Below are 21,775 nucleotides of genomic sequence, written 5' to 3'. Positions count from 1 at the left end.
TTCAGCCCGCCGGGTATCCGGGCAGGGGCCAGGCGCGGCACAGTTCGACGACTTCGGCGTTGACCTCTGCCCGGATGCACGGGTCGAGCACATGGTCGCGGTCGTCGACGGGCTGGACGGCTCGCAGCACCCGGTCGGCCAGTCCGGCGCAGCGGGACATGTCGGCCGGGCGCGCGCCTCGCGCGGCGAGTGTGTTCGTGCCGATGCGCAGGCCGCTGGTGACCGCAGACGGGCGCGGATCGGCTGGGATGTGATTCTTGTTGACGATGATCCCGGCCGACTCGAGCGCCTTCTCGGCGACGAGGCCGCTGATGCCCAGCGGTGTGAGATCCAGCAGCACGATGTGGTTGTCCGTGCCGCCGGAGACGACTGTGTAGCCGAGCCTGCCGAAGGCGTCCGCGAGCGCCCGTGCGTCGTCGGCGATCCGGCCGGCCAGTTCGGCGAACGCCGGAGTGGCGCAGCGGCCGAGCGCGCATGCCTTGGCCGCGATGGTGTTGACTGCGGGCGCGCCCTGGAACAACGGGAAGATCGCGCGCTGTATCCGCGCCGCCAGCGTGGTGCCGCCGACCGGCCGGTCCCAGTCGCGGCCGCTGAGGATCAGCGCGCCGCGCGGGCCGAACAGCTGTTTGTGGGTGCAGGTGGTCGTGAGGTGCGCGTGGTCGATCGGGTTCTGGTGGCGCCCGGCCGCGACCAGTCCGGCGATGTGCGAGATGTCGGCGATCAGCATCGCGTCGACCTCGTCCGCGATCTCCCGGAACCGGCGGAAATCCACTGCTCTGGGGTAAGCGGTCGCACCGCAGACGATCACCTTGGGACGCACTTGATGCGCGATGGAGCGCACCTGGTCGTAGTCGATGCCGCCGTCGGGTCCCAGTCCGTAGCCGTGCGCATCGTAGAGCTGTCCGGACATCGACGCCGGCGCGCCGTGCGTGAGGTGACCGCCCTGCCGCAGTTCCATCCCGAGCAGCGGGTCTCCGGGCCGCATCAGCGCGGCCAGCACTGCCTCGTTCGCCACCGACGCCGAGTGCGACTGGACGTTGGCGTAGCGCGCGCCGAACAGCGCGCAGGCGCGGTCGATCGCCAGCTGCTCGATCTCGTCCACCTGCGCGCAGCCGGCGTGGAACCGCCGGCCCGGGTAGCCCTCGGCGGTTACGTTGACCGCGGGGCTGGCGCTGCATACCAGCACCGACGGGTCGACCACGCTGCACGAGGCGACCATGACCAGAGTGTCGGTTTGGCGCCGGTACTCCGCTTCGAGCATGCGGTAGAGGTCCGGGTCGGTGGTGCGCAGTCCGTCGATCCCGGCTCTGGCGAGGTCGGGCAGGCGCCCGAGGGCGGGGAATACGTTGCTGGTCATCAGGCCTCCGAGGGAACGTGGCGCGGCTGGTCTTTGATGCGAGCCCAGATCTCGGCGATGCGTGCGGACTGGCCGGGCTGCGGGTCGAGCGCGGCGACGGCGCGGCCGAGCCCGTTGACGGTGGGGTCTTCGAAAAACGCGCGGATCGGCACCTCGACCCGGAACACCGCCTGGAGCCGCAGCAGCACTTGGGTCGCGGCGAGCGAATGCCCGCCGAGCCGGAAGAAGTCGTCTTGCACGCCGATCGGCGACCGGTCGAGCACATCGGCGAACGCGCTGGCCACGACGCGTTCGATCGGCGTCCGCGGGGCGACGAACGGAGCGTCCTGCCCGTTGTCCTCGTCCGGCGGTTCGATCAGCCCCAGGTTCTCCACCCGGCCCGCCTCATCGGCTCGGGCGAGGATCCCGGTCCGTGCCCACGGTTCTGGATCTCCCGGCACGGCGACGAGATCAGCCAGGTCGTCGCGGCGCAGAAAGCCGTCCGCGACGAGCGGACCGGCGACGAGCAACTCGCCAGGGACGCCGGGTGGTGCCGGGCGGCCACGCAGGTCGAGGATCGCCAGCCGGGCGCCGGGCAACGGACGACCGGTATCCCAGTCGCACGACAGCGGTGCGAGACTGCCATCGCTGACGTCGGGGGACAGGTCGGCGAGGAGCACTTGCCGTCCGCGGAAGACGGCGGACAGACATCCGCGCACCGCGCGTTCAGTCCACAGCGGAGCATCGACCGGTCCGGCGTCGGCTGGTCCCGTCGCGACCGTGCGCGCGGCGAGGGTGTGCTTGCTGAGCACGATCCCCGCTGAGGCGTCGTCGGGGTAGCAGACCAGCGCCGTTTCCTCCGGCACGGACGGTTTGGCATCGAGCCTGTGCACGCCCTTGTCGTCGAGCAAGAAGGCGAGACGCGCGTCGGTGCGCACCTGCTCGTCCCACCAGTCCGGGCGGGCCGGGTCCATCGGCACGCACGCGGCGCCGGTGCCGAGCACGGCGAGCAGGCCGGCCATCCAGTCGCGGGCGCTGGTGACCCGCAGGCCGACCGTCATCCCGGGCCTCGCCTCGGCCAGGTCGGCGGCGAGGCGGTCGACCTGCTGGACGAGTTCGCCATAGGCGAGGCCTTCGATCGCGACGGTTGTGGGTGCATGGTCGCGGACGGCGCCCAGGACGTCGAGGATGTCTGGGACGTCCGCCGGCCGCGCGGCAACGGGCAGCGGACCAGACCGGAAGAAGGCGGACAGCGGACGGTCCGGCTCGCGCGCGACCGCCGCGAGCAGTTCGGCGAATTCCTCGCTGATGCGGACGATGGTGTCCGCGGCGAACAGGTCCCGGTTGTATTCGAAATAGCCTTCGAGCGCGTCGCTGGATTCCCAGAGCGACACGGTGAGTTCGAACATCGCGGTCTCTGTTTCGACGTCCACCAGATCGACGTCGAGGTCGGCGAGCCGGGGCCGCGACCGCGGTGCGTTCTGCAGCGCGAAGTTGACCTGGAACAGTGGGTTGCGTGCGAGGTTCCGGCTCGGCTGCAGCGTTTCCACGAGCAGTTCGAACGGCACGTCCTGATGGGCGTATGCGTCGACGCAGACGCCACGGACGCGCGCGGCCAGTTCGGTGAACGTCGGGTCCCCGGTGAGGTCGACCCGCAGCGGGAGGGTATTGGCGAAGAACCCGATCAGATCCTCGGTCTCCAGGCGGGTGCGGCCGGACGTCGGGCTGCCGATCACGACGTCGTCGGCGTGGCTGCTCCGCCCGATCACGACGCCGAACGCTGCCAACAGCACCATGAAGAGCGTGCAATCGGCGGCACGGCACAGCTCCCGCAAGCCTCGCACCGCCGGTGCGGGCAGCTGCCAGGGCACGCTGGCGCCGGCGAACGTCTGCACCGGGGGCCGCGCGAAGTCGGCCGGCAGCCGGCGCGGCGAGGGATCGGCGAGCGTCTCTGCCCAGTGGTCCAGGGAGCCGGCGAGCTGGTCGGGTGTGCGGTGCGTGCGCTGCCACACCGCAAAGTCGGGGTACTGGATCACGGGATCCGCGACCGGGTCGGCCACACCGCGCAACGCGCTCGTGTACCCGGCCGCGATCTCGTCGGTGAGCACAGCCAGCGACCATCCGTCGACAACGATGTGGTGCATCACCAGCAACAGCACGTGCTCCGTTTCGCGGAGACGGTAGAGGGTGGCCCGCAGCATCGGCCCGCGCGCGAGGTCGAACGGCAATCGCGTGCGTTCGGTGAGTTCGTTCGCCAGTCCTTCGACTGTGGTGCCCGGCGTGCACTCGACCTGCTCGATGGAGACAGCGGCCGTGTCGGCGACCTGCTGGACCGGGCCGGCTTCGGATGTCGCGAAGGTGGTCCGCAGCGCGGCGTGGCGGCGGACGACAGCGTCGACCGCGCGGTCCAAGGCGTCGTGGTCGAGGTTGCCGCTGATCCGCACGGCGACGGGAACGTTGTACGTCGGAGTTCCCGGCCAGAGCCGGTCGAGGAACCACAGTTGTTGCTGGGCATAGGAAAGCGGGGCGGGATCGTCGCTCGCGACGGGGACGGGCGCGGGCACGAGGTCGCGCTCCCCGGCCAGTGCGTCGTCGACGACCTTCGCGAGGGCGCGGACCGTGGCGGCAGAGAACACCGATCGCACCGGTACGTCGACACCGAACGCCGCGCGGATTCGGGCCACCAGCTGGATGACGAGCAACGAATGCCCGCCCCGGGCGAAGAAATCGTCGTCCGGCGCGACGTGTCCGACGCCGAGAAGGTCGGCGAACATGCCCGCGAGCACCTGCCCGGTCGGCTCGGCGGACTCGCCGTCGCCAACCCCGTCGAGGTCGATTTCCGGCAGTGCGCTCGCGTCGAGCTTGCCGCGAGCGGTCAGCGGAAGTTCCGGCAGCCAGCAGAACGCAGCCGGGATCATCGCGCTGAGGAGCCGCTGCAGCAGTTCGTCGCGCAGCTCGCGAGCCGACGGCGGTGCGCCTGCGGCCACCAGATACGCGACGAGGGCGGGATCGCCGTCCGGGCGGCGTACTTCCCGGATCGCTGCGTCGGCGACGCCGCGGCAGGCGCGCAGCGCGGCCTCGATCTCGGCGATCTCGATGCGTACGCCGTGGATCTTCAGCTGGCGGTCGGCGCGGCCGGCGAACTCGAGCGTCCGGTCCGGCAGCAGCCGGGCGAGGTCGCCGGTGCGGTACGCCCGTGCCCCGGGCGCCTCGGCGAACGGGTCCGGCCGGAACCTGTCGGCGGTGAGACCCGGCTGTCCTGCGTAGCCTCGAGCGATGCCCGCGCCGCCGACGTGGATCTGACCGAGCGCGCCCGGCGGGGCAGGGTTGCCGTGCCGGTCGAGCAGATGCAGCGTCGCGTTCGGGATCGGGACGCCGATCGGGACGTCCGGGCGGTCGGTCGCGGTCGCTGCGCGGTGCGCGCTGCACCAGACTGTCGCTTCGGTCGGTCCGTATTCGTTGACGAAGGCGGTAGCGGGCAGCGCGGTGCGATGCGCCTCGTGCACCTCGCGCGGGCAGGCCTCGCCGGCGACCACGACCGAGCGCAACTCCGGCAGATCTCCAGGCTCAAGCAGACGCAGCAGCATCCGGTAGAGCGACGGCACGCTCTCGAAGTGGCTGATCCGGTGCGCGCGCAGCAGCTCAAGATGATGCTCCGGATCCTGCTCGTGCCCCGGCTCGGGCAGCACGAGCGTGCCGCCGTCGTAGAGCGTCCAGAACAGCCCGGCCACTGAGCTGTCGAATCCCAGCGACGAGATCAGCAGGAAACTCCGCACCCGATCCGGGAAGTACTCCCGCCGCGCATGGGTCGAGGCCACCAGATTGGCATGGCTGACGCCGATGCCCTTCGGCCGTCCGGTCGAGCCGGACGTGTACATCACGTAGGCGAGGTTGTCGGGCACTGCACGGGGCAAGGGCGCGCCGACGGGTGCTGCGTCGGGCACTTCGGTGAGCACGGTCGCGACCCGGGCGTCGCGCAGGATGTGCCCGACACGCTCCGGGGGCGCGTCCGGGTCGGTGAACACGTAAGCGCCGCCAGCCAGCAGCACTCCGAGGATTGCGGCGACAGCGTCGGCGGAACGGGGCATCGAGATGCCGACCGGTGTCTCGGGGCCGACGCCTTCCGCGACCAGGTGTTCGGCGACGGCGGTGGCGCGGCTGAACAGCGATCGGTAGGTCAGTGCGGTCGTTCCGGAGCGGACCGCCACGGTGTCTGGGCATTGCCTGGCGCGCTCCGCGATCAGCTCGGGCATCGTGCGGTCGGCGGGAAAGCTCGTTGTGGTCGCGTTCCACCGGCGGACCGCGTCGCGTTCCGGTCCGGTCTGCATGGCGAGGTCTCCGATTCGCCGCTCGGGCCGGCGCAGGGCATCGGCAAGCAGCGTCGCGAGATGATCCGCTAGTCGGGCGACAAGACCGCAGGTGAGGACGTCGGTGTTGTATTCCCACGACGCCACCCAGGCATCGCCGGACCGGGCGACGCGGAGCGCCAGGTCGAACGCGGCGCCGGGATGCGGCAGTGAGCGGCTGACGAGCGTGCTGGCACCGAGTCCCAGACAGACACCGGGTTCGTCGACGGCCAGTTCGGCCAGGCCGTCGTCGCCGGGTGCCTGTTCGAGGGTGAACATCACCTGGAACAGTGCGGGCCTGCTCGGGTCGACGCGATCTGCGCGGTCGGCGACGATCCTGGCCAGCGGATAGGCCTGGTGCGTCAGCGCGGCGTCGACCGTCTCGCGGTTGGCACCGAGGAGCGCACGGAACGTCGGATTGTCTCCGAGTTCGGCGCGTACGACCACAGTGTTGAGCAGGTACCCGCAGGTGGCAGCGAAGGCAGGGCGGCGGCGGTCGGCAACCGGCGTGCCGACTAGCACGCTGTCGACTCCCGTGTAGCGGTGCAGCACGGTTTGGAGAGCGGAGAGCACGACCAGGTACGGCGTGGCGCCTTCGGCCGTGGCGAGGTCGCGGACGGCGCGGGCGAGATCAGCTGAAAGCGTCTGCCGGTGCGTGGCGCCGGCATTGGTCTGGACTGGCGGTCGCCGACGCAGGTCCGGGAGATCCAGCGGGGGCAGGTCGCCGTTGAGCTGGTGCAGCCAGTACCGGCGCAGCTGCGCTCCTTTGGCAGCCAGGACTCCGGCATGATGGCTCGCATACGCGGTGAACGAAGGGCTGGCCGGCAGATCCGGGTCTGTGCCGGCCGCCAGTGCCGGATACGCCTGCTGCAGTTCGCGCACGAGGATCGGCAACGACCACAGGTCGACGGCGAGATGATGCGCGGCGAGCAGGAGTACCGGGCGGCCGTCGGCGGGGATGAGCAGAGACGCGGCGAAGAGCGATCCGCTTTCCAGGTCGAAGGGCCGCTGCGCGCACTCGGCCAGTCGCGCGTCGAGATCGCCGGTGACGTGCTCGACTTCGAGAACCGAGGCAGGGGCGGGCATCACCGCGCAGCGCGGACGGCCGTTTTCGTTGCCGAAAGCCGTGCGCAGCGCGTCGTGCCGGGCAACGAGCAGGCACAGCGCGCGGTCGAGGGCCTCGACGTCCAGTTCGCCGTCTTCGACGGTGAAGGCGCGGGCAAGCTGGTAGACGTGGCTGTCTGGCTCGAGTTGCTGCAGGAACCAGATCGCTTGCTGCGGCTCGGTAGGCAGGTCAGCCGCAGAGGCAGCTGCGACGGGAGCGGCTGGGGTTTCCGCAAGCCGGTCGGCGACGGCCGTCGCGAGGTCGGTCAGGGAGGTGGCGAGCGCGCTGGCGACCGGGAGCTCGATTCCGAGATCCGCCTCGATCCGGTGCAGCAACTCGACCGAGCCCACTGAGTCGAGGCCGAGCAGCGCCAGCGGACGGGTGGTGTCGATGCTGCTCGAGCCGACCGCGTGCTCGACGCTCTCGCGCAGGTAATCGAGGATCGCGGCGTGTTGTCGGTCGGCGAGCCGCTGCGGGCCAATCGGGGCCGGACTCGGGGCGCTGCTGTCCAGCCGCGGCAGCCGGTTGTCGAGATAGTCCTGGCGGCACGCGGATCTCCGCACTTTGCCGCTGGAGGTCTTGGGGATGCTTCCCGGCGGCGTCAGCACCACCTCACGGATCGGGAGGTCCAGTGAACCGCCGAGCGCGCGACGCAGGTCGGCTGCCACCGTGCCCGGTTCCGCGGCGCGGGAGAGTTCGGCAACGACCACGACCTGCTCGGATTCCTCGTCGTCGATCCCGAACGCGACGACTCGCCCCGGACGCACCGCGGGCTGCGCCTCGACCGCGGCCTGCTCGATGTCGTGCGGGTAGACGTTACGTCCGCGGATGACGATGAGGTCCTTGCTTCGGCCGGTGACGTAAAGCTCGCCGTCGGCGAGAAAGCCGAGATCGCCGGTGTGCAGCCAGCCATCGGCGGCGAACGTCGGCTGATCCTGCTCGGCCTCGTCCCAGTACCCGTCGGCGACCGTTGGACCCGCGACGCGGATTTCTCCTATCGTGCGGTCCGCGACTGGCTCGCCGGACTCGGGATCCGCGACTGACACTTCGAGCGATGCCGGGACGACGCCGCAGCCGACGAGCGACAGCGAGTCCACTGTGGACTTCGGGGTCGTGGCAATCCCGTTCGCCAGCCCGTACGCGCTCACCTCGCGGACGCGGACGTCCTCGGAAGCGGGCTTGCCGGTGACGATGAGCGTCGCCTCGGCAAGACCGTAGCAGGGCAGGAACGCTCGGCGGCGGAACCCATACGGCGCGAAGGTCTCAGCGAACCGGTCCATAGTGGACGCACGGATCGGTTCGGCGCCGTTGAAGGCGACCCGCCAGCTCGACAGGTCCAGTCCGGCCGCAGCATTCGCGGCGAACTTGCGGGCGCACAGGTCGTAGGCGAAATTCGGGCCGCCGCTGGTCGTGATCCGGCGGTCGGAGATTTCGCGCAGCCACCACAGGGGCCGAGCGATGAAGTCGAGCGGTGACATGAGCACCACCGGGAAGTCGGCGAACAGCGGCTGCAGGACGCCGCCGATGAGGCCCATGTCGTGGTACAGCGGGAGCCAGCTCAGGCCGCGGCTTTCGCTGGATTCCCCGAAGATCTCGGTGATGAGACCGCTGTTGTGCAACAGGTTTTCATGGCTGAGCACGACACCCTTGGGCGTGCCGGTCGATCCGGAGGTGTACTGCAGGAACGCCGTGGCGCCGGGCTGGACGTCAGGACGTGCCCACGAGTCGGCCAGCGCCGGATCGACTGCGTCGCTCGCGAGCCATTCGAGCGGCGGCAGCCGGTTGCCGAGCGACTCCGCCAACGGCGTCAACGCGGTGGTGGTGAGCGCAGCGGCCGGACGCGCGTTGGCGATGACGGCGGCCAGCCGCGGCAGCGTCCGGTCGAGATCGGCCGGATCCGGAGGAAATACGGGAACGGCTTGCGCACCGGCGAACAGACATCCGAAGAACGCCGTGACAAACTCCGGCCCGTGCGGGTGCATCAGCAGTACCCGCGCGCCGGCCAGACCGCGCGCGGCGAGGTCGGCGCCGAGCGCGCGGGCCCGGTCGGCCAGCACTCGGAACGGCAGTTGAGTGCTGCCCTCCGGACCGGCGAACTCGTACCCGTGCGCCCGGTCTGCCCGGGCTAGGAGCAGATCGACCAGTGTGGTCACCGGCGGCATGTCCCACCTCGCAATGTCGGTCAGGCGTCCATCGCCTGGCGGAGGCTCAGCGGTCGCATGTCGGTCCAAACCTCGTTGATGTAGGCCAGGCATTCGGCTTTCGTGCCGGAGCGTCCGGTCAAGGTCCATCCGGCCGGCAGTTCGCGCTCTGCCGGCCAGATCGAGTACTGCTCCTCGTGGTTGACCACAGCCGCGTAGGTGGTGTTGTCGTCCTCGTCGTTCATGCGCGTCGTCCTTTCGGTCGGTCGAGCCCGGCTTGAACCGGGTCGAAATCGGTCGCGAGCACCGTCCTCAGCGAGGGCGGTGCGTTGAGAAAGCTGAAGTGCCCGCCTTCGAGCCGGTGGTGGCGCACCGTGCCGTAGGCGTCCCATCCGCGCATGGACTCGGCGGGGACTTCTCTGTCCTCGGACCAGGCGAGGACAGAGAGTGCGACGCCGAGCGGCTCGGGCGCGGGTGGCTGGTAGCGCCGGTGGATCTCGACGTCGGCCCGGAGCACGCGCACGCCGAGGTCGATGAACGCGGGTGCCGGATCGCCGCCGAGTTGCCGGATCAGCGTCGCCAGTTCGGTCCGCAGAGCCTCGTCGTCCAGCCGGAGGAACCGCGACGGCGGACCGTCGTCAGGCGCGGGCTGAGCCGAGACGAACAGCCGTGCCGGCGCGGTCCCACGGCCGTGCAGTCGTTGCGCAGCAACGAATGCGGCGACGGCGGAACCGCAATGCCCGAAGAGGGCGAACGGGCGGTCCAGCAGCGGTGCCAGCGCGTCGGCGAGTTCGTCGGCGAGTTCTTCGAACGTGGGCGGCAGCGGATCGCGCAGCCGGTTCTCCCGCCCGGGCAGTTGCACCGGGCACAGCTCCGTGGTGCCGAGATAGCGTGGCCAGTTCCGGTACATGCTCGCGCCGCACCCGGGGTAGGGCAGGCAGAATACCCGGGCGCGCGCTCGGGGGCTCGGCGTGCGCAAGAGCCAGCGGTTCGCGCGCGCGGTCGTCGCAGGGCTCATGACGCGGCACCCGAGCCCGGGCCGGCCGCTGGGGCCGGCCGGCCGCGTCCGGCAGTGGTGAAACAGCCGGCAACGGCCATCAGCAGTGTCAGACCGCCCAGCGCGGCGAGCACCAGAGTGGTCGGCATGTGCTCGGCTGCGGTGGTACTGGCGAGGCTGCCGCCGAACCGGGTCGCCAGCACGACCGTGAGCGCTGCCGCGGTGGCCCGGCCGATCAGCCGCTGCGGCGTCCGCACCTGGCGCGTCGACATGATCAGGATGCCAGCGAGGATCTGCCCGAACCCGAACACCACCGCGAGCACGGCGACGGCCGCGATCGTGTGCGCGAACCCTGCCATCGCCAGCGCGACGCCCTGGACAGCGATGCCGAGCAGGACCGCCCTCCCCACGCCGAGACCCTTGTCCAGCCGGGACGCGGACACCGCCGCGAGAACCGCGCCGACACTGCCGAGTGTCAGCATCAGGCCGACCGCGGCGCTGCCCTGCCCGAGGTCGTGGCGCAGGTAGTAGATGAACAGGGTCAGCGCGCCGGCCGCGAGCACGGTGTTGCCGACCTCCAGCACCGTGAGCGTTCGGAGCAGCCGGTCCTGCCAGAGGAAGCGCAGGCCCGCCAGTTGCTGGCGCGGCGCGCTGGCGGACGCTTCGTGCTCGGGCGCGACGCTACGGGCGGGACGGATCAGATACCACGCGACGGCCGCGACGGCGAACGTCAGCGCGTTGACCCCGATCGAGTTCTCCTCGCCGATGGCCGCGACGGCGAGCCCGGCGATCGCGGGCCCGATGCCGTAGGACACCTCGATGCAGGTGGTGAGGGCCGCGTTCGCCTTCACCAGCCGATCTGGCGGCACGATCTGTGGCAGCACGGCGCGCATCGCGACCTCGTAGACCGACGACAGCGCCGAGCTGAGCGCGACGATCGGGTAGATCAGCCAGATCGCCCATCGGGTCCAGGACTCGGACGGGATCAGCCACCACACCACCGGAATCGCCCCGCCCAGCACGAGTTGCCCGACGTCGCAGGCGATCAGCAGGCGCCGCCGGTCGACGCGGTCGACCACCGGTCCGGCCAGCGTGCTCCCGGCGAGTTGCGCGACCGACGAGACCGCGACGACCACACCCATCTGCGCGACCGAGCCGGTGAGAGCGAGCACGAGCAGCGGCATCGCGACGTTCGAGAACGCGTCCCCGAATGCGGAAACAGCTTGTCCGGTGATTTGCACCGGGAGCGGGTGACGGCGGATTCCGGCCAGGACTCCCTGGCCGTCCGGCACCGTCCGGGCACCGGGCGGCGCGGCGCGGGCAAGGCCTCGCTGCTGTCCGGGCAGGTCAGACCCGGTCTTGTCGGGTGCGGGCATAGCGGGTCCTCCGACCGTCGGCGAGGGGCAGGCCAAGCGCGACCGGCACTAGTCGAGCGCGGACACAAGGATGCCCGCGAGTTTTTCTGCGTGGCTTTCCGAAAGCAGGGTGAAGTGATTTCCCGGAATGACGGAGACGGCGAGCCGGTTGAGGAGATAGCGCCAGCCGCGGTCGGCGGTGTGATAGCACATGGGCAGTGCATCGGCGCCAGGGAAGTCCTCGGCGGCATGCAGCAGGGTGACCGGGCCGTCGAAGGGATCCGGGCGGTAGTCGAGGAAAGTCAGGCGGTTGCGGTCCAGCAGCGTGTGCAGTTCTTCCCCGGTTCCGCCTTCGAGTTCGGCTATGTCCATCGCCAGAATGGCCGCGCGCGCCTGGTCGTGTTCGGGGCCCGGGCCGAGCGCGGGCGGCGGAAGCAGGGTGTCGAGCAGCAGGAGAGCGGGCAGGACACCGCCGCGGGCGCGCCGCCGGCGGGCCATTTCGAGGGCGACGCAGCCGCCCATCGACCAGCCCGCGAGCACCAGCGGGCGGCCTTCGGCCAGCGGATCGACCAGGTCGAGGTAACGCTCGGCGAACTCGCCGATGGCCGTAGGCACCGGAACGGGCGTGCGGTCGGTGACTTGGAGGGCGTAGACGGAGTAGGCGTCGCGCAGGTGCCGGGCCAACGGCACGAACGGCAGGGCCGATCCGCTGACCGCGTGGATCAGCACCACCACCGGCTTGTCCGGCCGCGGGTACAGCTCGACGAGATGGCCGGTCGCGGCGCCTGCCCCGGCTCGCATGCGGTCGGCGAGTTCGCCGACAGTGGCCGTGAGCAGGTCGACGGGATCCGGTTCGGCCCCCAGTTCGGCGTCGCAGATTTCGATGAGGCTGAAGGCGAGCAGCGAATGCCCGCCCAGTTCGACAAAGTTGTCGGCGAGCCCGATCCGGTCGACGGCGAGCACGCGACGGAAGACGTCGATCAGCCGCGCGTCGAACTCGTCGCGCGGCGGCACGGTTTCCCGTTCGTCATCGTCGGCCGCTTGCAACGCGTTCAGCAGTGCGCGCTGGTCGGTCTTGCCGTTGACATTCGCCGGGACTGCCTCGATCTCGACGATCTTCGCGGGGAGCATGTGCGACGGCAGCAGAGTGGCGGCGTGGGCGAGCACGTCTTCGGCATCGAGCAGGCAGCCCGGTGCGGGAACGGCGAACGCGACCAGGCGCGGATTGCCGTCCCCCTCGGCCAGCACGACGCAGTCGGCCACCGACGGATGCTCGGCCACCACTGCCTCGACCTCTGCGGGCTCGATCCGCATCCCGCGGATCTTGACCTGCCGATCGATCCGGCCTAGATGATCGAGGACGCCGTCGTCGCGGTAGCGGCAGAGGTCGCCGGTGCGGTACATGCGCGAACCCGGCGGACCGTACGGATCGGGCAGGAACCGTTCTGCCGTCTGGTCGGGACGGCGCCAATAGCCTTGCGCGACACCGACTTCGCCGCCCAGATAGGCCTCGCCGGGGATGCCGACCGGGCGGACCCGGAGGCCGTCGTCGAGGACGTAGAGCCGGAAGTGTTCGGCCGGACGGCCGAGCGGGACACGGGGGGAACCCGGGTCGGGCGGCAGCACCATGTCGGTGACGCAGCCGGCCTCGGTGGGCCCATAGCAGTTGATCAAGGCCGCGGAAGACCGTTCGTGGAACGCGTCGCGGATGCGCGGCGTGACCGGTTCGCCACCGCAGAACACCCAGCGAAGGGCCGTGCAGCGCACGGGTGAAAGATGCTCCAGCAGCGAGTGCATGATCGTCGGGATGAGGAAGACGGTCGTGACGCCGTGCCGGTCCATCAGTTCGGCCAGATGGCGCGGGTCGCGATGGCCGCCGGGACGGCAGATAACCACGCGGGCCCCGAAGTACAGCGGCCAGAACAATTCCCAGATGGAGACGTCGAAGCCGTAGGAGGTCTTGAAAAGCGCGGTGTCGCCGAGGCCGAACGGGTAGAACCGCTGCAGCCAGAGGATGTTGGCGATCGCGCCGTCGACCGGGTAGGCGACGCCCTTGGGGCGGCCGGTCGATCCCGAGGTGTAGAGCAGGTGCAGCAGACTGCGCTCCGAGCCGCTCGGCACCAGATCGGAACCGGGGAGACCGGACCACGCGGAGGCGTCCCGCTCGACGTCTACGACGCGAGGGCCATTGGCGGGCAGTCGTGATTTCGTCGCGGTGTCGGCTAAAACGAGCAGCGGGTCGGTGTCGTCGAGGACGAACGCGAGCCGGTCGTCGGGCAGTTCGCTCTCGAGCGGCACGTACGTTGCCCCGGTTTTGGCGACCGCGTGCACTGCCACGAACTGCTCGATGCCGCGTTCGAGAGCGAGCGCGACGCGGGTGGCCGGTCCTGCGCCAGCTTGGCGCAGGTACCGGGCCAGCCGGTTCGCCCGGGCGTTGAGCTCCGCATAGGTGAGAGAGACGCCGTCTTCGTCTTCGATCGCGACGGCGTCGGGCGTCCGGCGGACCTGCTCCTCGAACGGCGCGGTGACAGTGCGGTACCGGTGCCGCGGCAGTGCGTAAGGGTTGAGGTCGTTGAGGATCCGTTTTTCTTCTGCTCTCGGTACCAGAGCCGCCGCCGCGATCGGCCGATCGGGTGCCGCGGTGAACTCGTCAAGCAGATGGGCATAAGTGGCGGCATCGAGCCTTGGTCCCGGACCAGTCGCCGGACGGGTGGTCACCTCGAACCCCCCGGCGGTTTCGGTGCAGGTCACAACAGGTGCGGATGGGTCGGGAACCACTGTGGCCGCACCGAGTGCGAACCACGCGACGGCCGCTCTCTCGTCGTGTACACAGTGGACTGCACTGGACGCGGACCCGCGTTGGATCAGTTCCGCGACGTGTCTTGTCAGTTCGCGAAAAGTTGTCCGGTCGTGAGCGCTGGCGTGCAGGACCGTCGAGGCGACGCCGCCATCCGGGCCGGGCCGGAGGTAGCAGCAGGTCGGGTCCGGCGCGCCGGTGAGCCGGGCGGTGGCGGCGAGGTGTGCCGACAGCAGCGGTGCGGCCAGGTCGACGTTCTCGCTCGATGCGAGTGCGCGCAACCGCTGGCGAGTCACCGCGGACAGCGTCGCTGCGTGAACCCCCTGCCGGGCAAGGATTTCGGGTGCCCTTCCGGGCGATTCGATCTCGAGACGAGTGCGAAGATCGTCCATGTGCACCCCCAGCAATGCGACAATCCCGATCGAAGTAAACGTCGGAATGTGTTTTGCTGTCAAGGCTTGTCCCTGGGTTGTTCATCGCCTATTGTCGCCGTTGCTGGGGTATCGCGATATTAGGGGGCAGGGCGGGGGTGGCCGCCGCTCCGGCGAGCTTTGATCACCATTTTGATGATCCGCTCGCCCGCTGGGTTTCTGATCGGTGATCGTCTCCGCTGTGTCGACGCTCTCGTGTCGAACGGTGCTGCCGATTCGGGAAAAAGTCGTGTTTGCATGGGGGTTTCGTGTTTCAAGATGCCGGGTGGGCACCGTGAGCGAAGCAGTGGCGGAAGGCCGCACGACGGCTGGAGACGAGTGGTTCTCCGCGTCCGAAATGATCATTTCTGCGGCTCGGGAACATTCTGGACGAATTGCGGTCATCGATGCCGACGGTAGTGAAATCAATTATGCGGACATGTCCGCTAATGTGCTGTCGCTCGCCGGAAAACTGCGCGATCTTGGTGTCGGCCCAGACCGGATGGTTGCGGTTATGCTACCCCGATCGGCCTACTCGGTCGCTGCCGTCGCAGCGATTCTGGCTGCGGGCGGAACGTACTGCCCGCTGGACGGGTCGGCACCGCGGCGGCGCACCGCCGGCCTGCTAGCCGCGCTGGCTCCGACGGTCGTGCTGACCGACGGCGGCATCCCGGCGGGGCTGCCGCGAGGAGCAGCCGTCCTCGACCCCGCCGGCGGGATTCTTTCGGCGTCGCAAGAGGGAACTGTTGCTCCTCCGCCGGGGGAGCCGAGACGCGACCATCTCGCGTACGTCATCCATACCTCGGGTTCGACGGGTCACCCCAAGGGTGTCGCGATGACCCACCGCGGGCTGAACAGGCTGCTGCGCTGGCAGGTGGCGAGCGGTCCTGCGGAGCTCCGCACCCTTCAGTTCACCGCGACCGGCTTCGACGTCACGTTCCAGGAAGTTCTGTCAACCCTGGCCACAGGCGGAACCCTGGTCATCCCGACCGACGAACAGCGGCGCAACCCGGCGCGGCTGCTCGACGTGGTGCGGGAGCGCGGCATCCAGCGTCTGTTCCTGCCGTATGTCGCCCTGCAGCAGCTGGCTGTCGTGGCGCAGACGACCGGCGAGTTCCCCGAGACGCTCGAACACGTCGTCACCGCGGGGGAGCGGCTGATTGTCACCGACGCGATCGCGGAGCTGTTCGCCAAGCTGCCCGGATGCCGGCTGGACAATCACTACGGCCCGACCGAGGCGCATTTGGTCACTGCCGGGACGCTTCCAGCAGACCGGGCGGCTTGGCCGCAGCTGCCCTCGATCGGGCGGCCGGTGGACGGCGTCGGCTGCCGGGTGCTGGACTCCGGCCTCGAGCCGGTCCCGGACGGGAAAACCGGCGAACTCTACGTCAGCGGCGCCGGTCTCGCGCGCGGTTACCTGGGCGACCCGGCGCTGACCGCCGCTCGGTTCCTCCCCGATCCCTTCGGACAGCCCGGGGCGCGGATGTACCGGACCGGCGATCTGGTCCGGACCGGAGACGACGGGGAGTACGAGTTCGTCGGCCGCGCGGACAGACAGCTGAAGGTCCGGGGTTTCCGGGTCGAGCCGGCCGAAGTCGAAGCGGCGATCCTGGGTCATCCGCGCATCACCGGCGCGGCGGTCGGCTTGCGCGAGGTCGCCCGCGGCGTCCCGGCGCTCGTCGCCTACGTGACCGCAGAAGGGCCGCTGGCGCACCAAGCGCTCGTCGGCTTTCTGCACGAGCGGCTGCCCGTCTACTTGATTCCTGCGCGGACCCTGGTCCTGCCGACGCTGCCGGTCGGAGCCAACGGCAAGGTCGACGCGAAGGCTTTGGCTGCTGTCGAGCTCCCCGCCTCGTTCGAACACGCCGTGGACACTGAAGTCACGGCGGATCTGGTGGCGGAGATCTGGGCCCGCGTGCTCGGCCACGACGATTTCGAACCGGACGACGACTTCTTCGACGTCGGCGGTGACTCGCTGCTCGCCTCGTGGGTGGTCGCCGAACTGGGGCAGGCGCTCGGCCGCCCGGTGGACCTGTCGCTCTTCTTGGAGGACAGCACCGTCGATGATCTGGTCGCCGCGCTGGCGCGGACCGTCCCGCAGGCCCCGGGAGAACGGCCGGCTTCGCAGATCGTGACGCTGCGGGCCGGGCCCTCGACCCGTGCGCTGTACCTGCTGCATCCCCTCGGCGGCGAATTGGTCGGCTACCGCGAACTCGTCAAGGCGACGCGCTCGCCGTTGCGCGCTCTGGGCGTCGGATGGGCCGGCGAGCCGCCCGCGCCGGGGACCGCGCTGCCGGACATCGCGGCCGTGCACTTCGCGCAGCTGCGGACGATTCAGCCGCACGGGCCCTATCTGCTCGCGGGTTGGTCGTTCGGCGGTGTGCTCGCCTACGAATTGGCCCGGCAGTTGGCGGCCGCGGGGGAGGAGGTCGAGTTCCTCGGGCTGCTCGACGCGAATCCGGTCCTCGACCCGCTGACCGCGCTTCCGCTCGGCGAAACCCGGCACGCCGGCGTGCTGGCCGCCGCCCTCGACCGGCTCGCCGACGGCGCGGATCTCGCGGCGCTGAGCCGGGACGGATCGTGGACGAGCCTGATGGGTGCGCCGGTCCCCGAGGGCGCGCCCGCCGAGCACCTGCGCCGCAGCCTGGGGATCGCGCACACGTGCATGCGGGCCGCGATGGACTACCGGCCGGCAGCCTACGCGGGGCCACTGGACCTTTTCCAAGCCGCCGACGCCCCGCATGGCAAGCAGGCCGAGCTCGCCGGCGTGCTGCGGCGGTTGTGCACGGGCCGGTTCACGGCGACGACCGTCCCCGGCGACCACTGGGGGATCACACGAGAGCATGCCGGGGCGACCGCCGCGGCCATCGACAGCGCACTGGAACGGGCGGGTGAGCAGAATGGACACCATTGATCTCGAGGCCGAAAAGCACGTCTTCGACCGGCAGGGGTACATCGGCCCGTACACGCTCTGGGAACCCGAGGTGATGACGGCCTGGTGGAAGCAGCAGCGCAAGCAGTTGCTCAATCCCGCCGGGCCTTCGCGCAAGGTCTTCGACAACCCGGTCAACTACGACCGGCACCTCGACATCGGCGGCCTGGGCAAGATCATCACCGAACCGGCCATCGTGCGCCGGATGCAGGCGCTGATCGGCCCGGACATTCAGTGCTGGCGAAGCGAGTTCTTCCCGAAGAACCCGGGCGACTCCGGCACCGGCTGGCACCAGGTCGAGACCTACGCGATCGGCGAGACGGCCAAGGGCATGCTCGAGCCGACCGAGCACTCGCCGGAGAACCCGATGGAGCTGACCGCCTGGGTCGCCTTCACTGAAGCTGCCAAAGAGAACGGCTGCATGAAGGTCCTGCCCGGCAGCCACCGAAAGTGGCGTTATGACGAAACCGCACCGATGAAGTGGAACAACGCGCGCGCCGACGCCTCGTTCTTCGGATACGACTACAACGACATCAAGATCGATCAGAACTGGAATCCTGACGAGCAGAACGTCACGCACCTCGAGATGCGGCCGGGACAGTTCATCATCTTCACCGCGAGGTGCATCCACGGGTCCAACCCGAACATCAGCAACCGCCAGCGGATGGGGTTCGCGATCCGGGTGGTGCCCACGCACGTCCGGGTCTACGGCGGCATGACCGAGTTCGACGAGTTCGGGCACCACTTCGACCTCTCGCGCCACGGCTGTGTGCAGATCGCGGGCAAGGACGAGTACGGGCTCAACCGGATCGCGACGGAAAACGCGTGGGGGGAACCCTTCGCCACCCTCTCGTAAGGACGGTCGGATCATGCGCACGCAACACATCGGCTCCCTCGAACTCGATCAGGCCCGGCTGGCCGAAGACCTGGAAACCAGCGCCGGATTCCGCTATTCGGAGGCCTACAGCGACTATCTGTGCGGCGGCCCGTGGAAGAGCGCGGTGCTCTGGGCCGCGTCCGGGGACAATGGCGACGGCCTGGTGACGAACTACGACTACGCCAAGGCTCCCGACCTCACTGACTACGGCAAGCAACTGCCCTACATCTGGGGCCTGGTGGCGGATCTGGTCGACCTCACCCGGCTGAATTTCGCGCGGCTGGCGGTGATCTCCGACAGTGTGATCATCCCGCACCGCGACCTGCTCGAGCTCGAAAGCATCCCGGGGGAGTCGCGCAACGCGCACCGGATGCACATCCCGCTGGTCACCAACGACCGCTGTTTCTTCAGTTCGGGCAACGAAGTCTACCGGATGGCCGAGGGCGAGGTCTGGTTCTTCGACGCCGCGCAGGTGCACTCGGCTGCGTCGTTGTCCAGCACGCCTCGCGTGCACCTGATGCTCGACTTCACCGATCAGGAAAGCGACGAGCCGCTGGTGAAGTTGCCGTACCGCGTCGACGGCGGGATTCCGGCGGACCGCGTGGAGCGTCGCCCGCCGATGTCCGAAGAGGAACGGGCAGAGCTGCTGGGTCTCGCGCCGCTGATCACGATGGACAACTACCGCGACGTGTTCAGCATCGTCATCAAGAAGCACTTCCGCGCGGACGGCGGGGACGACTTCGTCTGGCGCACCATGCGGGAGATCGCACGGGCCGGCCGCGATCCGGCGGTCGCTGCCCGCATCGACGAAATGCAACGGTACTTCACCTTGGAGCGATCCGCGTAGGGAGTGGTTCACGTGACGACGACAATGCCGCTGGCAGAACAGCTGGCCGAGAGCGCGGCGCACGCCGAGTTCGCCGGCCATCCGTTCTTCCGCAACGTCAAGGCCGAGGACTGGGACCGGGACAAGGTCGCGGTCCTGCTCGGGCAGTGGTGGCATCCGCTGCACTACTTCCCGACGTTCTTGGCCCGCTGTGTCGCGGTCCTGCCCGACATCGCCTCGAAGAGCGCGATCACGCTGATCCTCAACCAGGAGGCGGGCGGGGGCAAGGAAGCGATGGCACACGAGGTGATCTACGCCGATTCGATGGAGCGCGCAGGATTCGCCCGCGCGGCCGTGACCGGCACCGAGCCGTTCGCCGAGACCGCGGAGCTCGTCGCAGGGTACGAACGCGGCTCAGCTGGATGGAAGTCGGCGCTGGGCTACATCTACGCCACCGAAACCACAGATCTGCTGATGGTCTCGAGCATCGGCCAAGCGGTCGCCGCGGTGACCGGCGGCGCCGACAACGAGTGGGTGCGGATCCACGTCCAGCAGGAACCCGACCACGTCGAGGAGGCCGAACACGCGCTGCTGACCGGGTTCGCCCCCGACGTCGAAGCGGAGGTGCTGGCCGGCGCCGACGAGATGTGGCGGCTGTGGACGAGGTTCTTCGACCGCCTTGTCGCCGAGACCGGCATGGCGAGCTGACTGGAGGAGGTGGGTGCGGTGCAGGACGACGTACGGGCGACATACCTGCGATTCCCCGGGTGGACGCAGCATTTCTGGACGTGGCAGACCGGGAAGGCGCTGCCCGGTCAACGGCCGCTGATCCGGCACAGCTGGGCCTCCTATGTCGCGCTCACCCTGATCGTCTACGTCGCTGGCCTGTCGTTGTCGGCCTACGCGGTCGCCGCCATGTTCCCGTTGTGGTATTTGGCGCTGCTGGGCGGCTGGATCCTGACCCTGTCCGGCGCCCGCACCATGGTGCTGGTGATCGCGCACCAGGCGCTGCATCGGAGGTTCTCGGGCAGCGCTCGGACCGATTGGTTCTTCGGCGAGCTGGTCACCGTGCTGACGGTGTTCCAGAACTTCCAGGCGTTCAAGGACGAGCACTTCGACTCGCACCACCGTCGCGAGGTGTTCGCGACGCTGGACGATCCGCCGGTGCAGGTGTTGCTGGGCCTCGGCTTCCGGCCTGGAGTGCCGAAGCGGCGGCAGTGGCGGCGGGCATGGCAGGTGTTCCTGTCGCCGAAATTCTACTGTCTCGGTTTCTTCGACCGTGCGAAGTGCAATGTGCTGACCGGAACCTGGCGTCGGGCGGGGTTCGCGCTGTGGGCCGGATTCTGGCTGTCGACGCCGTTCTGGCTGCCGCACGGCGTTCTCGTGCTGCTGCTGGCGTTCGTCGTCCCAGTGATCCTGCTGGCCCAGCTGTCCGCCCTGCTCGACAAACTGGGCGAGCATGCCTGGCTGACCCCGCCGAATCCCGACCACCCCGGGAAGTTCTACACAGTCGAGGCGACCGCAGCGCGCTACTGCGGCAGCCCGGTTCCCGCGAAGGGGACGCCGATCGGAAGGCAGACGCTGGGGTGGGTGCGGTGGACGGCGGCAACGCTGTTCTACCACCTGCCGTGCCGGCTTACGGTGATCGTGGGCGACCTGCCCAATCACGATTTCCACCATCGCTATCCGGCCACGCCGGACTGGACCACGGCGGCGTACGCGCGGCAGACCGACATCGACGAGGGCCCGGAAGGGCCGCCGTACAGCGAGGTGTGGGGGATGGGCGCGGCCATCGGCCGGGTGCTGGCCCGGCTGGAGGAGGTGCCGCCCGATGCGAGCCTGGCTCGTTGACACTTTCGCCGACGCGCGATTCCTCGGCAACCCGGCCGCCGTCGTCCTCGGCGACGATCTGCCCGGGGCCGAGCGCATGCAGGCAGTGGCCCACCGGCTCGCCGAGCCGACGACGGCATTCCTGGCGCCCGCCGGCCCGGGGGAGTACCGGATCCGCTGGTTCACCCCGCACAAGGAGATCAACCTGTGCGGGCACGCGACGATCGCCAGCGCGGGGTTCCTGTTCGAGACCACGGGACGCTCCACGCTGTCCTTCGTCAGCAGGAACGGCACGCTGTACACCGAACGCCGCGACGATCGCATCGCGATCGACATGCCTCGTTCGGACGTGGCGCAGTGCGCGCCGCCGGACGGGCTGCGCGGGGCGATCGGGACCGATTTCGTCGCCTGCGCAGCCTCCAGCGACGACCTGCTGATCGAAGTCGCTTCGGAAGCCGCGGTCGTCGCGACCGCGCCCCGGTTCCGGGCGCTCGCGGACTTCCCGTTCCGCGGTCACATCGTGACGGCGGCCGCGGATCGCCCTGAGGCGGATTTCGTGTCCAGGACTTTCTTCCCGTCGCTCGGGGTCGACGAGGACCAGGTGTGCGTTTCTGCGCATTGCAAGCTCGGGCCCTACTGGGCGGGCAGGCTCGGCCGGACCGCGATGTCGGGGCTGCAGCTTTCGGAACGGGGCGGCCGGCTCGACGTCGAGGTCGGCGGCGACCGGGTGAAGATTTTCGGGACGGCGCGCCTGCGCCCGTCCCCGGTGGCGGTGCCGGAAACCGGCGAGATCGCCGCGTTCGGCTGAGCGCGGGAGAGGGGG

At 69.6% G+C, this 21,775-nt stretch carries 12 protein-coding genes; 6 read left to right on the top strand and 6 right to left on the bottom strand.

Annotation, left to right across the window (positions count from 1 at the left end; genetic code table 11):
• Position 1: 1 nt before the first annotated feature.
• The 6 genes from glyA to L3Q65_RS15315 are packed head-to-tail and all read right to left on the bottom strand — an operon-like array spanning position 2 to position 14,373.
• Positions 2–1,357 carry a serine hydroxymethyltransferase gene (gene glyA, locus L3Q65_RS15340; RefSeq protein WP_182888990.1) on the bottom strand — a complete coding sequence of 452 codons (1,356 nt, stop codon included), beginning with the start codon at positions 1,355–1,357 and terminating at the stop codon, positions 2–4.
• Positions 1,357–8,940: a non-ribosomal peptide synthetase gene (locus L3Q65_RS15335; protein ID WP_182888991.1), complete on the bottom strand. Its 7,584-nt coding sequence runs from the start codon at positions 8,938–8,940 to the stop codon at positions 1,357–1,359. Before L3Q65_RS15335 ends, glyA begins: the two co-directional genes overlap by 1 nt.
• Positions 8,941–8,969: 29 nt before the next feature.
• Positions 8,970–9,173: an MbtH family NRPS accessory protein gene (locus L3Q65_RS15330; RefSeq protein ID WP_182888992.1), complete on the bottom strand. Its 204-nt coding sequence runs from the start codon at positions 9,171–9,173 to the stop codon at positions 8,970–8,972.
• Positions 9,170–9,946: a thioesterase II family protein gene (locus L3Q65_RS15325; RefSeq protein WP_182888993.1), complete on the bottom strand. Its 777-nt coding sequence runs from the start codon at positions 9,944–9,946 to the stop codon at positions 9,170–9,172. Before L3Q65_RS15325 ends, L3Q65_RS15330 begins: the two co-directional genes overlap by 4 nt.
• Complete coding sequence (locus L3Q65_RS15320; RefSeq protein ID WP_237600051.1) at positions 9,943–11,301, bottom strand: MFS transporter; 1,359 nt, start codon at positions 11,299–11,301, stop codon at positions 9,943–9,945. Before L3Q65_RS15320 ends, L3Q65_RS15325 begins: the two co-directional genes overlap by 4 nt.
• A 48-nt stretch (positions 11,302–11,349) precedes the next feature.
• Positions 11,350–14,373 carry an amino acid adenylation domain-containing protein gene (locus L3Q65_RS15315; RefSeq protein WP_237600050.1) on the bottom strand — a complete coding sequence of 1,008 codons (3,024 nt, stop codon included), beginning with the start codon at positions 14,371–14,373 and terminating at the stop codon, positions 11,350–11,352.
• Positions 14,374–14,845: 472 nt separating this feature from the next.
• Here L3Q65_RS15315 and L3Q65_RS15310 point away from each other — a divergent pair, with 472 nt between their 5' ends.
• From L3Q65_RS15310 to L3Q65_RS15285, 6 genes are read left to right on the top strand one after another with little or no spacing between them, the layout of a single operon-like run.
• Positions 14,846–17,401: an amino acid adenylation domain-containing protein gene (locus L3Q65_RS15310; protein WP_182889499.1), complete on the top strand. Its 2,556-nt coding sequence runs from the start codon at positions 14,846–14,848 to the stop codon at positions 17,399–17,401.
• The gene (locus tag L3Q65_RS15305) at positions 17,388–18,275 is read left to right on the top strand and encodes a chlorinating enzyme (RefSeq protein ID WP_182888996.1); all 888 of its coding nucleotides are present in this window, start codon (positions 17,388–17,390) and stop codon (positions 18,273–18,275) included. Before L3Q65_RS15310 ends, L3Q65_RS15305 begins: the two co-directional genes overlap by 14 nt.
• A 13-nt stretch (positions 18,276–18,288) precedes the next feature.
• Complete coding sequence (locus L3Q65_RS15300; protein ID WP_237600049.1) at positions 18,289–19,143, top strand: aspartyl/asparaginyl beta-hydroxylase domain-containing protein; 855 nt, start codon at positions 18,289–18,291, stop codon at positions 19,141–19,143.
• Positions 19,144–19,155: 12 nt separating this feature from the next.
• Entirely contained in the window at positions 19,156–19,830 is a 675-nt protein-coding gene (locus L3Q65_RS15295; protein WP_182888998.1) for an iron-containing redox enzyme family protein, read from the top strand.
• An 18-nt stretch (positions 19,831–19,848) separates the two neighbouring features.
• Positions 19,849–20,973, top strand: coding sequence for a fatty acid desaturase (locus L3Q65_RS15290; RefSeq protein ID WP_182888999.1), 1,125 nt, complete (start codon positions 19,849–19,851; stop codon positions 20,971–20,973).
• Positions 20,954–21,760, top strand: coding sequence for a PhzF family phenazine biosynthesis protein (locus tag L3Q65_RS15285; protein WP_182889000.1), 807 nt, complete (start codon positions 20,954–20,956; stop codon positions 21,758–21,760). The genes L3Q65_RS15290 and L3Q65_RS15285 overlap by 20 nt, the downstream gene beginning before the upstream one ends.
• Positions 21,761–21,775: the final 15 nt, after the last annotated feature.

It is taken from the genome of Amycolatopsis sp. FU40, assembly GCF_021903635.1.
GTDB lineage: Bacteria > Actinomycetota > Actinomycetes > Mycobacteriales > Pseudonocardiaceae > Amycolatopsis > Amycolatopsis dendrobii.
This window is presented reverse-complemented; position numbering and strand designations above follow the sequence as displayed.

Bases quoted from the DNA above. Each gene is read 5' to 3' on its own strand.
- glyA (WP_182888990.1), bottom strand. From the start codon at position 1,357: ATGACCAGCAACGTATTCCCCGCCCTCGGGCGCCTGCCCGACCTCGCC.
- L3Q65_RS15330 (WP_182888992.1), bottom strand. From the start codon at position 9,173: ATGAACGACGAGGACGACAACACCACCTACGCGGCTGTGGTCAACCAC.
- L3Q65_RS15325 (WP_182888993.1), bottom strand. From the start codon at position 9,946: ATGAGCCCTGCGACGACCGCGCGCGCGAACCGCTGGCTCTTGCGCACG.
- L3Q65_RS15320 (WP_237600051.1), bottom strand. From the start codon at position 11,301: ATGCCCGCACCCGACAAGACCGGGTCTGACCTGCCCGGACAGCAGCGA.
- L3Q65_RS15310 (WP_182889499.1), top strand. From the start codon at position 14,846: ATGATCATTTCTGCGGCTCGGGAACATTCTGGACGAATTGCGGTCATC.
- L3Q65_RS15305 (WP_182888996.1), top strand. From the start codon at position 17,388: ATGGACACCATTGATCTCGAGGCCGAAAAGCACGTCTTCGACCGGCAG.
- L3Q65_RS15300 (WP_237600049.1), top strand. From the start codon at position 18,289: ATGCGCACGCAACACATCGGCTCCCTCGAACTCGATCAGGCCCGGCTG.
- L3Q65_RS15285 (WP_182889000.1), top strand. From the start codon at position 20,954: ATGCGAGCCTGGCTCGTTGACACTTTCGCCGACGCGCGATTCCTCGGC.